Here is a 12,461-nt window from a genome sequence, read left to right as displayed (position 1 = left end):
GCTCGGGGAACCATCGACCAACTCGTCACGGAGCTGACCGACGACCTCTTCTGGTTCAACCATCACAGGCCCCATGACAGCAACAAGGGCCTGCCCCCGGTCACCTACCGGGAACAGGCCCTTGCCGCGCAGGCCCCAACCCCTGACCCAGCCCAAAACTGGAGACCGGTTCAACGCCGGCTGGGGGCTCCGTCGAGGCTGAGCCCGGGATCAGTGGGCGATGCCCGTGGCGCGGCTCTCGCGCACGACGGTGACGCGGATCTGTCCCGGATAGGTCAGCTCGTCTTGGATCTCGGCGGCGATGTCCCGGGCCAGGGCCTGAGCTTCCAGGTCGTCGACGTCGGCCGGGGCGACCATGACCCGGACCTCACGGCCGGCCTGCATCGCGAAGACCTTGTCGACGCCGTCGTGCTGGGCGGCGATCTCCTCCAGGCGCTCCAGCCGCTTCACGTACGCCTCCAACGACTCCCGGCGCGCACCCGGCCGGCTGCCGGAGATCGCATCGGCCGCCTGGGTGAGGAAGGCCTCGACGGTGCGGGGCTCGACCTCATTGTGATGGGCCTCGATGGCGTGGACGACGTCGGGGTGCTCGCCGTGGCGACGGGCCAGGTCGGCGCCGACGATGGCATGGGTGCCCTCGACCTCGTGGGTGAGCGCCTTGCCGATGTCGTGGAGGAAGGCCGAACGCTTGCACACGGCGACGTCGAGACCGAGCTCACCCGCCATCAAGCCGGCGAGATGGGCACACTCGACGAGGTGCTTGAGCACGTTCTGGCCGTACGAGGTACGGAACCTGAGGCGACCGAGGACAGGCATCAGGCCGGGATCGAGGTCGGTGATGCCGACCTCGGCGACCGCGTCCCCCGCGGCCCGGAGGCAGACCTCCTCGACGGTGCGCTCGGCACGGGCATGTGCCTCCTCGATGCGCGCGGGGTGTATGCGTCCGTCGTTGACGAGCTCGGTGAGCGCGACGCGCGCGACCTCGCGGCGCACTGGGTCGAAGCATGACAGCAGCACCGTCCCGGGTGTGTCGTCGATCATCACGTTGGCACCCGTCACCTGTTCGAACGCCCGGATGTTGCGCCCCTCGCGCCCGATGATCCGGCCCTTCATGTCATCGCCCGGGAGCGCGACGGTGGCGACGACGGACTCCGCCGTCTGCTCGGCGGCGAGCCGCTGGATGGCCTGGACGATGGTCTTGCGGGCGACCCGGTCGGCGTCGCGGCGGGCCGCCTCCTCGATGTCGCGGGACAGCGCCACGGCCTCGAGTCGCGCATCGTGCTCGACCCCCGACAGCAGCTCGGTGCGGGCCTGGTCGCGCGTGAGCCCGGCGACCCGCTCGAGCTCGGTCAAGCGCCTCTCCCCCATGGCGTCGGCCTCGGCCTTGGCGGCCTCGGCGGCGGCCCGCAGCTCGGCGATCGAGGCGAGCCGCTCGCCGACCGACCGGGACTCGGCGTCCAGACGGTCCTCACGCTCGGCGAGACGTTCCTCGCGCCGGTCGGCAGCGGCCACGCGCTCACGCAACTCGGCGCGCTCGGTCTCGAGTCGCCGGCTGTGCTCGTCGCGCTCCGCACCGAGCCGTCGCTTCTGCTCGTCGCGCTCCCCGACCATCTGTTCATGGAAGCGCCTGAGGTCGGCCTCACGTCGGGACTTGGCCTCGGCCCGCTCGGCCTCGGCCACCGTGCGTGTCCGCTCGGCCTCGGCGAGGTGGTCGTCGGCGCGTCGGCGCAGGTCGGCTACGTGGACCTCGGCGGCCCGACGGAGCTCGGCGACCTCGGCCTCGGCCCGTTCACGGACCTCCGTGAGTGCCCTGGCTCGGGCGGCGTCTTCGGCCGCCGCGATCTCCCGGCTGCGGCGCACGCTGCGGAAGAGGACGACTACGCCCACGAGGAGCGCGATCAGGAGCCCGAGCTGGATGATCTCGCTGGTGGTCACGTGTTCCTTCCCTGCTCCCCACCGATCCGGAGAACCCCTCGAACCTAGTGGCCGGGGGCGACCCACATCAACCGGGCTGTCGGGGCGAGTCGCGGGAGCCCTGGCGGGCAGCGGGGCCCGGGTCAGTGCGGGTGGTCGGCCAGGTCTTCGTCGGGGCCTGACAGGACCTCCGCCAGGACCGCGCTGACGATGCCGTGGCTGAAGCCCTTGCGCGCCAGGGCGCCCGCGAGGCGGCGACGCTTCACCGCGGCGTCGAGACGCCCCATCGAACGCAGCTTCTTCTCGGCGAGCGCCAGCGCGGCCGCATGCTCGTCGGACGGGTCAACCTCGGCGAGTGCCTGGTCGACCACCTCGCGGTCGACCCCCTTGCGCGTCAGTTCGTCCCGCAGTGCCCGCCGAGAGAGGTGACGCCGCTGTTGGCGGGACTCGACCCAGGAGGCCGCGAACTTCTCGTCGTCGACGAGCCCGACCTCGTCCATGCGGTCGAGGACACGCTCGATCGACTCGGCCGGGATCTCCTTCTTGCGGAGGGTCTCGGCCAGCTCGTGGCGGGAGTGGGCCCGCATCGTGAGCGCCCTGAGGACGATCTGACGGGCGACCTCGTCGGGGTCGCCCGCCAGCTCGTCACGCATCAGAAGTCGACCTCACCGGTCACCGGGTCTATGCCCTCGGGCACGTCGACCTTGGCCCCGATGCCGAGCTTCTCGAGAATCTTCTTCTCGATCTCGTTGGCCACGTCGGGGTTGTTCTTGAGGTAGTTGCGGGCGTTCTCCTTGCCCTGGCCCAGCTGATCGGCCTCGTAGGTGAACCACGCGCCGGCCTTGCGGATGATGCCGTTCTCGACGCCCATGTCGATCAGGCTGCCCTCGCGGGAGATGCCCTGACCGTAGAGGATGTCGAACTCGGCCTGCTTGAAAGGCGGGGCCACCTTGTTCTTCACGACCTTGACACGCGTGCGGTTGCCGACCATGTCGGTGCCGTCCTTCAGCGTCTCGATGCGGCGCACGTCGAGGCGCACCGACGAGTAGAACTTCAGCGCGCGGCCACCCGTGGTGGTCTCGGGAGAGCCGAACATCACGCCGATCTTCTCGCGCAGCTGGTTGATGAAGATCGCCGTCGTGCCGGCCGAGCTCAGCGCGCCCGTCATCTTGCGCAGCGCCTGGGACATCAGCCGCGCCTGAAGGCCGACGTGGGAGTCACCCATCTCGCCCTCGATCTCGGCGCGCGGCGTCAGCGCGGCCACGGAGTCGACAACGATGAGGTCGAGGGCGCCGGAACGCACCAGCATGTCGGCGATCTCGAGCGCCTGCTCACCGTTGTCGGGCTGGGAGACCAGCAGCGCATCGGTGTCGACGCCCAGCTTCTTGGCGTATTCGGGGTCGAGCGCGTGCTCGGCGTCGATGAACGCGCAGATGCCGCCGTTGGCCTGGGCGTTGGCAATGGCATGGAGCGCCACCGTCGTCTTGCCGCTCGACTCGGGACCATAGATCTCGACGACGCGACCGCGGGGCAGGCCACCGATGCCGAGCGCGATGTCGAGCGCGATCGACCCCGTGGGGATAGTCTCGATCGGGGCCCGGGTCTCGTCACCGAGCCGCATCACCGATCCCTTGCCGTGCTGCTTCTCGATCTGGGCCAGCGCCGAATCGAGTGCCTTCGCGCGATCTGCAACAGCCATGGTGGCCTTCCTTTCTGTCCCGTCTCGCCGGGTGTTCGACTGATGTCCTCCACGCTAGACAGCGGTACCGACAATTCGGCACGACCGCTCCGGGCCTGTGGACAGCCCGCCCCTGACGGGACGTGAACAACTTACCGAACAGATGTTCGAAGGAAAAGGTGCGAACCGGCGTGTCGCATCAGCGTTCGGAGGCGGGGAGCTCGAGCTGGGCACAGACCGCGCGCCAGATCGCTTTGCAGGGCACGTGGGCGGCGATCGCCTCCCGAACCGTCCGGGACCCGAGGTCACGCAGGGTCACCTGGTCGGCCCAGACCCCGGCGTACGACTCTCCCAGGTGGGCGCGCAGGCGACGCCACAGCTCGGTCTCGGTCACCCGATGAGTGTACGCGTACGCCGGTGGGCGCTCAGGGCAGCAGGCCCGCACGGCGAGCCGCGATCACGGCGCCCCAGCGGGTGCCCGCGTCGAGCCGGCGCATGGACGAGCGCAGATAGCTCTTCACAGTTTCGGGCCCGAGCCCCAGGGTGCGGCCGGTCTCGGCGTTCGTCAGCCCCTGCGACACGCAGGCCAGGACGTCGATCTCCCGGGCGGTGAGGTGGACGCCGGGATCGGCCTCGGGGGCGGTGAGCCCGTCGGCGAGCGTGGCGAGCTCAAGGCGGAGCTTCGGGTCGTCGACGCTCGCCGCCATGACCCTCAGCTTGGCGAACGTCGCTCGCACCGTCTCCCAGTCGGCCGCCGACGGGGCGTCTCCGGAGCCGTCGCCCTGGACGACCTGTTGGGCCGAGCTCGCCCGCCCGCGCAGCGCGCGATAGACGGCGAGCTGTTGTTCGATCTCGCGGGCGCCCTCGGCCGCTGAGCGCAGGGCGCGCTCGCCCAACGAGGTGGATTCACGGGTCGCCCCGTACATCACGGCCCGCACGTTGCGGCTGAGCACGATCGGGATCGCCAGGACCGACTGGAGCCGCTCGGCGCGGATCACGTGGTCGTAGTGGTGGCTGATGCGATCTGCCTCGACGTAGTTGTCGACCGCCATGGGGCGCCGCATGGACGCCGCCTTGCCGCCGATCCCGGTGCCGAAGCCCACGGCGAGCCCGCGGAGGGCACCGATCACGTCGCCGGAGAACTGCTCGAGGTGGAGCCGGTTTCCGTCCGCGCCCACGCGGCCCCAGAAGGCCACCGGCAGGCCGGACTCGTCCCGGACGCGCGCGAGCCCGCGCTCGATGATGCGCTGCTCGTCGGTCCCGGACTCGCCGTCCCGCGACTGTTGTGCCATCAGGCCCCCGACCACTGTGTCGATCCTTGTCTGCCGATCTTACGCCAGAAGCGCCGTGCCGGTCCGTGGAACCGACCGACCAGCGGGACATGACTTGGGCCGTCTGCCCAAAGCTGTCGGAGGCACCCGACACAATGGACGCCATGTCAGACCCGATGAATGGCTTCGGCCCCGCGACGCGTGCCTGGTTCACGGGCGCATACGCCGAGCCAACCCCCGCCCAGGCCGAGGCTTGGCGGGCGATCGGGTCGGGTGGGCACGCGCTGGTGGTGGCCCCCACCGGATCGGGCAAGACGCTGGCGGCCTTCCTGTCCGCCATCGACCGGCTGGCCCGTGAACCCCGTGGCGAGCGCCGGGGCCCGCGGGTCCTGTACGTGTCCCCCCTCAAGGCGCTGGCGGTCGATGTCGAGCGCAACCTCACGGCTCCCCTGCGCGGCATCGCGGTGGCCGCCGAGCGCCTGGGCGAGCCGGTGCCCGAGATTCGTGTGGGCGTGCGCTCGGGCGACACGTCCGCCGCGGAGCGCCGGCGGCTGGTCACCAGGCCACCCGACATCATGATCACGACGCCCGAGTCGCTGTTCCTCATGATGACGTCCCAGGCACGCGAGAGCCTGCGCGACGTCGACACCGTGATCCTCGACGAGATCCACGTGCTCGCAGCGACGAAGCGGGGCGCCCACCTCGCGCTCACGCTCGCGCGTCTGGATCGGCTGGTCGGCCGGCCGGTCCAGCGGATCGGCCTCTCGGCGACCGTGCGCCCCGCCGAGCGCGTGGCGGAGTTCCTCCACGCCACCGAGCCCGTGGCGGTCATCGCCCCGCCGGCCGCCAAGCAGTGGGACCTGAGGGTGGTCGTGCCCGTCGAGGACATGGCTGACCCGGCCGCCACGACGGCGCCCGTCGAGGGGACCCCGCCCGACCCGCGCCAACGCTCGATTTGGCCCCACGTCGAGAGCGAGGTGCTCAACATCATCGAGTCCCACCGGTCGACCATCGTCTTCGCCAACTCCCGTCGCCTCGCCGAGCGTCTCACCGCCCACCTCAACGAACTCCACGCCGAGCGTCGGGGCCTCCTCGACGAGTCGCTCACCGGCGCTCGTCCGACGGAGATGGCGGCCCAGTCGGGCACCACCCGCGGCGTCTCGGCCACCGTGGCGCGCGCCCACCACGGCTCGGTGTCGAAGGAGCAGCGCGCGCGCATCGAAGCCGATCTCAAGTCGGGAGACCTGCCCTGCGTGGTCGCCACCTCGAGCCTCGAGCTCGGCATCGACATGGGGGCGGTCGACGTGGTCGTCCAGATCGCCGCACCGCCCTCGGTCGCCAGCGGGCTCCAGCGCGTCGGCCGCGCCGGCCACCAAGTGGGTGCCGTGTCGGAGGGCGTCTTCTTCCCCGACCACCGGGGTGACCTGCTCGACTCCGCGCTGGTGGTGGACCTGATGCGCGAGGGACGCATCGAACAGGTCCGCGAGCTCACCAACCCACTCGACGTCCTCGCCCAGCAGATCGTGGCCATCTGTGCCCTCGACGAGATCGGCGTCGACGAGCTGTTCGCGCTCGTGCGCGGGGCGGCCCACTTCACCACCCTCCCGCGCAGCGCATTCGAGGCGGTTCTCGACATGCTCGCTGGGCGCTACCCGAGCGAAGACTTCGCCGAGCTGCGCCCCCGCCTCGTCTGGGACCGCGAGGCGGGCGTGCTCCGCGGCCGCCCGGGCGCACAGCGCCTCGCCACCACCTCAGGAGGCACCATCCCCGACCGCGGGCTGTTCGGGGTGTTCCTGGCCGGTGACGGCGACGCCCGTCGGGTCGGGGAGCTCGACGAGGAGATGGTCTACGAGTCGCGGGTCGGCGACGTCTTCACCCTCGGCACATCGTCGTGGCGGATCGAGGCCATCACTCACGACCAGGTCCAGGTCTCCCCCGCCCCGGGAACACCGGGCCGGCTCCCCTTCTGGCGAGGTGACTCGCCCGGGCGCCCGGCCGAGCTGGGTCTGGCCCTGGGCACGTTCCTGCGCGAGCTCGCGGCCGACCCGGAGGCGGCACGCGTACGCCTGGCCTCCTCGGGCCTCGACGAGCGCGCGGTCGAGAACCTGCTGACGTACGTCGACGAGCAGGCCAGAGCGACCGGACAGCTCCCGACGGACCGCACCATCGTGGTCGAGCGGTTCCGGGACGAGATCGGCGACTGGCGCGTGTGCGTCCACTCCGCGCTCGGCACCCCGGTGCTGTCTGCCTGGGCGCTCGCCATCGAACGTCAGGCCCGCGACCGCGGTGTCCAGGTCAACGCCACGGCCACCAACGACGGGATCGTCATCCAGGTCCCCGACACCGACGCCGCCCCCCCTGGGGCCGAGCTCGTGGTCATCGATCCCGACGAGCTCGAGCGGCTCGTCATCGACGAGGTCGGGGGTTCGGCCCTGTTCGCCAGCCGGTTCCGCGAGTCGGCCGCCCGGGCGTTGCTCCTGCCGCGCCGCGACCCGCGGTCGCGCTCACCCTTGTGGCAGCAGCGCATGCGTGCGTCCCAGCTGCTGGCGGTCGCCGCCCGCTACCCCGACTTCCCCATCGTGCTGGAGACCATGCGGGAGTGTCTCCACGACGTGTTCGACCTGCCGGCGCTGGTCGGCCTGCAGCGCCGCATCGCCACGCGCGAGGTCGCCGTCGCCGAGGTCGAGACCCGTGAGGCCTCACCCTTCGCCCGGTCCCTGCTGTTCGGTTACGTCGGCGAGTTCGTCTACGAGGGCGACGCGCCGCTGGCCGAGAAGCGCGCGGCCGCGCTGACGCTCGACCCGTCGCTGCTGGCCGAGCTGCTCGGCTCCGACGCGCTCGACCTCACCCTCGACGCAGAGGTGGTCGCCGAGGTCGAGTCCGAGCTGCAGTCGCTCGCGCCGACGCGCCGTGCCACGACGGTGGAGCAGGTCTTCGACCTGGTGCGCACCACGGGCCCGCTGACCCGCTCCGAGGTGACTGCCCGGTGCGACGGTCTGGACGCCGACGGGGCGGTCGACGCGCTTCTGGCGGAACGGCGCGTGTTCGAGGTGCGGATCGCGGGAGCGACCCAGGTGGCTTCGGTCGACGACCTGCCCCGCCTCCACGACGGACTCGGCGTCCCCGCCCCACCCGGGTTCGGCGTCGTCGCGCTCGGGGACGGTGATCCCGTCGGCGACCTCGTCCTGCGGTGGGCGCGTACGCACGGCCCGTTCGTCCCCGCCGCGCTGGCCGAGCGCTACGGTCTGGGCGTCGGGCTCGTCCGCGCCACCTGCCAGAGGATGGTCGACGACGCCACGCTGGTGCGCGGACGCTACTTCGGATCGGAGCACGACGAGGCATACTGCCACCACCGGGTGCTCGCGCTGATCAAGCGGCGGACGCTGGCGCGGCTGAGGTCGGCGGTCGAACCTGTCGACCAGAGCGCGTACGCGCGTTTCCTGCCCGCCTGGCAGGGGGTCGGTTCCGGCCAGACCGGGCTCGACGGGCTCCTCACCGCGGTGGACGCGTTGGCAGGGGTCGCCCTGCCCGCCAGCATGCTCGAGTCGGTGATCCTGCCCGTCCGCGTGGAGGGCTACACGCCCGCGCTGCTCGACGAGCTGCTCGCCTCGGGCGAGGTGTCGTGGACCGGCGACGGCCAGATCGGCTCCGACGACGGCTGGGTTCGGCTGTGGCCCGGTGACTGGTCCGCCCCGATCCACCGCGACCTCCCCGAGTCGCCCGCCGCCCACGCCCTGTGGGAGCGTCTGGCCGAAGGCGGCGGCTGGTGGTTCGACGACCTCGTACGCGCCGACGTGGGCATGGAGTGGTCGCGGTCGGAGTGGGAGCTCGGCCTGTGGGCGCTGGTCTGGGCGGGCCGCGTACGCAGCGACACGTTCGCCCCCGTCCGTGCCCTCGCCGCATCGGGCGCGCTGAAGTCCCACCGCCCTCCCCGCCCACGCAGCCGCGCCGGCATGGTGCGCGCGTCGCGTCGTCAGGTGCGTACGCCCACGTCCCAGACGACGGCCGGGCGATGGTCGGCGACTTCTCCGGCCGACCGGGTCGCCGAGGCCGAACGGCTGCTCGTCCAGCTCGACCGCTACGGGGTGCTCACCCGTGGCAGCGTCCTCGCGGAGCAGCCGGATGCGTCGTTTTCACCCGCCTACCGCGCCCTCAGCCGCCTGGAGGAGTCGGGACAGTGCCTGCGCGGCTACTTCATCGACGGGTTGGGCGCCGCCCAGTTCGCCGCAGCGGCGACAGTCGACAGGCTCCGCGACCAACCGTCGACCGGTGCGGTGCTGCTGGCGGCGACCGATCCCGCGAACGCGTACGGCGCCGCCCTCGAGTGGCCCCAGCCGCGCGCCGGTCATCGGCCGGGTCGCAAGCCCGGGGCGCTGGTTGTCCAGGTGGACGGGCGGCTGGCCTGCTACGTCGAGCGTGGGGCGCGGACGCTGCTGACGTTCACCGAGGACGACGACGAGCTCGCGCTGGCCCTCGGCGAGCTGGCAGCCGCCGTACGCCGCGGCGTGACCACAGGCATCACGGTCGAGAAGGTCGACGGCACGCACGTGTTCGAGCACCGTGCAGCGCGGGCAGCGCTTGAGGAGGCCGGCTTCACGATGAGCCCGCAGGGGTTCCGGCTGAGGGGCTGAACAGCGCCAGACTCGGGCGGCGGTGGGTCAGGCGGCCGCGCGGACCGGCGGCACCGACTCCTCCACGGCCATCTTCTCGCTGACGACCAGCAGGAGGGTCGACAGCGGCAGGTCGAGGGACCGGCAGATGGACGCGAGCAACTCGCTCGAGGCCTCTTTCTGTCCGCGCTCGACCTCCGAGAGGTAGCCGAGGCTCACGCGGGCGTCACCGGACACCTCGCGCAGGGTCCGTCCTTGGGCGGCGCGCTCCTCGCGCAGCGTCTCACCGACGAGTTCACGCATCAGCATCGGCCGCACCTCCTCCATGCCTTGACTGTACCCAACGCCGGTCGCCACGGACAGGTGTCCGCGCCGACGCACACCCACTCAATGTCCCCGTGCCGTCGAATATTCCGTGGCGGCGAGCAGCCTCTCGAGCGCGGCAGCCACCGCCGCGCGCCGGATGTCGTCGCGGTCACCGGACAGGGCGAGTCGCGAGACCTCGACTCCCCGCGGGCCCGCACAGCCGACGAAGACCGTCCCGGGCGCGTGCCCCTCCTGCGGGTCCGGCCCGGCCACACCCGTCAGCGCCACCGCGACGTCGGCCTCGAGCCGGCGTACGCCCCCGGCCGCCATCTGCGCGGCGGTCGGCTCGGCGACCGCCCCGTGCTCGGCGAGCGTGCTCGCGTCCACCCCCGCCAAGGTGCCCTTGGTGTCGGTGGCGTAAGTGATGAGGCCACCGCGGTACACGCTGGAGGCACCGGGCACCGATGTGATCGTCGCCCCCAGCAGACCGCCGGTGAGCGACTCGACCGTTGCAAAGGTCAGCCCCACCTCGTTGTAGCGCGCCACGACGCGCTCGGCGATCTCGCCGGCCTCGCCGTGAGGTGGCTCAGCGCTCGTCATCGAGGTTGGCGCGCACGTAGTCGATGCCCGTCACGACGGTCACGATCGCGGCGACGGCCATCACGAGCCACGAGACGATCTCGGGGATCTGGTCGGTGTGGAACGGCTGACCCCACGCGTACGGCACCAGCGGTAGCAGGAACAGTCCCAGGGCGACCGCCTGGGTGACGGTCTTGAGCTTTCCGCCACGGCTGGCGGCCAGCACGATGCCGCGACGCAGCAGGAGGAAGCGCATCAGGGTGATGCCCCACTCACGGACCAGGATGATGCCGGTCACCCACCACGACAGCTCACCGATGATGGACAGCCCGATGAAGGCCATCCCGGTGAGCGCCTTGTCGGCGATGGGATCGGCGATCTTGCCGAAGTCGGTGACGAGGCCGAAGCGACGGGCCCACCAACCGTCGACGAGGTCGGTCAGGATCGCGACGACGAACACGACGGTCGTCGCGTTGCGCCAGGTGGGGTCTTGGGGGTGGGACAGCAGCATCCAGCCGAACAGGGGGACGGCGAGGATGCGCAGACCGGTCAGGATGTTGGGCCCGTTGATCTGCGACACAGGCGCAGCGGTCTCGCTCATCGCACCTCCACGTGCAGGTCGACGCCTTCGTTGCCGACGACGTCGGCCTCGACGAACATACCGGGTCCGACGCCCGCGGGGGCGCCGTTCACGAGGCACTGGCCGTCGACCTCGGGACCCTGGTGAGCGGCTCGGCCCCAGACCTCGCCGTCGACGTCGACGGACTCGACGAGAACGCGTACGCGCTCCCCCATCCGGTCCTCGGCGCGCTGGTCGACCAGCTCGGCGGCGAGGTCGGCCGTGGCGGAGCGCCGCGCCTCGATCTCGTCGTCGTCGAGCTTGCCGTCGAGGGCGGCGGCCTCGGTGCCGTCCTCGTCGGAGTAGCCGAAGACGCCGATCGCGTCGAGACGGGCCGCCGACAGGAAGTCGTGGACGATCTGGACGTCGTCGTCGGTCTCACCGGGGAAGCCCATGATGACGTTGGAGCGGATGCCGGCGGTAGGCGCGAGCGCGCGTACGGAATCGATGAGCGCGAGGAACGAGTCGGGGTCGCCGAAGCGGCGCATGCGGCGAAGGACCGCGTTGGACGCGTGCTGGAACGACAGGTCGAAGTAGGGCACGACCTTGTCGGTGGTGCACATGGCCTTCACCAGGTCGGGGCGCGTCTCCGCCGGCTGGAGGTAGGAGACGCGGACCCACTCGATGCCGTCGACGCCCGACAGGTCGCCCAGCAGCTTCTCCAGCGAGCGCAGGTCACCGAGGTCCTTGCCGTAGGACGACGAGTTCTCGCTCACCAGGAACAGCTCCTTGACGCCCTGCTCTGCGAGCCAGCGCGCCTCGGCGAGCACCTCGTCGGGGCGGCGCGACACGTACGCGCCACGGAACGCCGGGATCGCGCAGAAGGCACAGCGGCGGTCGCAGCCCGAGGCCAGCTTGAGGGGTGCCATTGGCCCCCGGTCGAGGCGGCGGCGCAGCACGCGCGCGCCGTAGGCTTCACCCGCCTGGTCGGGCAGTGCCGAGTAGTCCGGCTGCTCGCCGCGCACGGCACCGTGGCCCGGGACGGCACCGGCGACCGCCTGGCGGTCGGTCGGTGACAGCGGCAGGAGCGTGCGCCGGTCGCGCGGCACGTGGGCCTCGTGCTTGTCGCCGGCGAGGATGGAGCGCAGGCGCCCAGCGATGTCGGCGTAGTCGTCGAAGCCGAGCACGGCGTCGGTCTCGGTCAGCGACTCGGCGAGCTCGCTGCCGTAGCGCTCGGCCATGCAGCCCACGGCGACGACCGCCTGGGCCCGGCCCGTCTCCTTGAGGTCGGACGCCGACATCAGGGTCTCGATGGAGTCCATCTTGGCGGCCTCGATGAAGCCGCAGGTGTTGACCATGACGGCGTCGGCCTCTTCCGCCTCGTCGACGAGGCGGAAGCCACCGGCCTCGAGCCGCGCGGCGAGTTCCTCGGAGTCGACCTCGTTGCGGGAACAGCCGAGCGTGGTCAGGTGGACGGTCACAGGTGCATCAGATGTCGTCATGTCCCGTCCAGTATGACCGACCGACCGCGGCTACGGCTGGAT

Annotated in this window: 10 protein-coding genes; 1 reads left to right on the top strand and 9 read right to left on the bottom strand. The window is 71.4% G+C overall.

All coding sequences use genetic code 11. From position 1 onward, the window contains the following. Positions 1-210: 210 nt before the first annotated feature. From rny to ACYVGD_RS14885, 5 genes are all read right to left on the bottom strand, one after another. Positions 211-1,935: a ribonuclease Y gene (gene rny, locus ACYVGD_RS14905; RefSeq protein ID WP_460744563.1), complete on the bottom strand. Its 1,725-nt coding sequence runs from the start codon at positions 1,933-1,935 to the stop codon at positions 211-213. Between the two features lie 122 nt (positions 1,936-2,057). Further along, on the bottom strand, positions 2,058-2,567 hold the full coding sequence (locus ACYVGD_RS14900; protein ID WP_460744562.1) for a regulatory protein RecX: 510 nt from the start codon (positions 2,565-2,567) through the stop codon (positions 2,058-2,060). Continuing rightward, positions 2,567-3,613 carry a recombinase RecA gene (gene recA, locus ACYVGD_RS14895; RefSeq protein WP_460744561.1) on the bottom strand — a complete coding sequence of 349 codons (1,047 nt, stop codon included), beginning with the start codon at positions 3,611-3,613 and terminating at the stop codon, positions 2,567-2,569. The genes ACYVGD_RS14900 and recA overlap by 1 nt, the downstream gene beginning before the upstream one ends. Positions 3,614-3,791: 178 nt before the next feature. After that, positions 3,792-3,986, bottom strand: coding sequence for a DUF3046 domain-containing protein (locus ACYVGD_RS14890; protein ID WP_460744560.1), 195 nt, complete (start codon positions 3,984-3,986; stop codon positions 3,792-3,794). 31 nt (positions 3,987-4,017) lie between these two features. Then, positions 4,018-4,884, bottom strand: a complete 867-nt coding sequence (locus ACYVGD_RS14885) for a LuxR C-terminal-related transcriptional regulator (RefSeq protein WP_460744559.1) — start codon at positions 4,882-4,884, stop codon at positions 4,018-4,020. Between the two features lie 134 nt (positions 4,885-5,018). Between ACYVGD_RS14885 and ACYVGD_RS14880 the strand changes: the two genes are divergently transcribed. Continuing rightward, positions 5,019-9,494: an ATP-dependent helicase gene (locus ACYVGD_RS14880; RefSeq protein ID WP_460744558.1), complete on the top strand. Its 4,476-nt coding sequence runs from the start codon at positions 5,019-5,021 to the stop codon at positions 9,492-9,494. 27 nt (positions 9,495-9,521) lie between these two features. Here the strand turns inward: ACYVGD_RS14880 and ACYVGD_RS14875 are convergent, their stop codons facing one another. From ACYVGD_RS14875 to rimO, 4 genes are all read right to left on the bottom strand, one after another. Next, positions 9,522-9,791 (bottom strand): helix-turn-helix domain-containing protein, encoded by a 270-nt coding sequence (locus tag ACYVGD_RS14875; RefSeq protein WP_460744609.1) that lies wholly within the window; start codon positions 9,789-9,791, stop codon positions 9,522-9,524. A gap of 69 nt (positions 9,792-9,860) precedes the next feature. Then, the gene (locus tag ACYVGD_RS14870) at positions 9,861-10,379 is read right to left on the bottom strand and encodes a CinA family protein (RefSeq protein WP_460744557.1); all 519 of its coding nucleotides are present in this window, start codon (positions 10,377-10,379) and stop codon (positions 9,861-9,863) included. Beyond that, positions 10,366-10,959 carry a CDP-diacylglycerol--glycerol-3-phosphate 3-phosphatidyltransferase gene (gene pgsA, locus ACYVGD_RS14865; RefSeq protein ID WP_460744556.1) on the bottom strand — a complete coding sequence of 198 codons (594 nt, stop codon included), beginning with the start codon at positions 10,957-10,959 and terminating at the stop codon, positions 10,366-10,368. Before pgsA ends, ACYVGD_RS14870 begins: the two co-directional genes overlap by 14 nt. After that, positions 10,956-12,398, bottom strand: a complete 1,443-nt coding sequence (rimO, locus tag ACYVGD_RS14860; RefSeq protein ID WP_460744555.1) for a 30S ribosomal protein S12 methylthiotransferase RimO — start codon at positions 12,396-12,398, stop codon at positions 10,956-10,958. The genes pgsA and rimO overlap by 4 nt, the downstream gene beginning before the upstream one ends. Between the last annotated feature and the right edge of the window lie 63 nt (positions 12,399-12,461).

The organism is Mariniluteicoccus endophyticus, from assembly GCF_054780035.1.
Note: the sequence above shows the minus strand (reverse complement) of the source record. Positions and strands in the feature narration are given on the sequence as shown.

Bases quoted from the DNA above. Each gene is read 5' to 3' on its own strand.
- ACYVGD_RS14900 (WP_460744562.1), bottom strand. From the start codon at position 2,567: ATGCGTGACGAGCTGGCGGGCGACCCCGACGAGGTCGCCCGTCAGATC.
- recA (WP_460744561.1), bottom strand. From the start codon at position 3,613: ATGGCTGTTGCAGATCGCGCGAAGGCACTCGATTCGGCGCTGGCCCAG.
- ACYVGD_RS14885 (WP_460744559.1), bottom strand. From the start codon at position 4,884: ATGGCACAACAGTCGCGGGACGGCGAGTCCGGGACCGACGAGCAGCGC.
- ACYVGD_RS14880 (WP_460744558.1), top strand. From the start codon at position 5,019: ATGGACGCCATGTCAGACCCGATGAATGGCTTCGGCCCCGCGACGCGT.
- ACYVGD_RS14870 (WP_460744557.1), bottom strand. From the start codon at position 10,379: ATGACGAGCGCTGAGCCACCTCACGGCGAGGCCGGCGAGATCGCCGAG.
- pgsA (WP_460744556.1), bottom strand. From the start codon at position 10,959: ATGAGCGAGACCGCTGCGCCTGTGTCGCAGATCAACGGGCCCAACATC.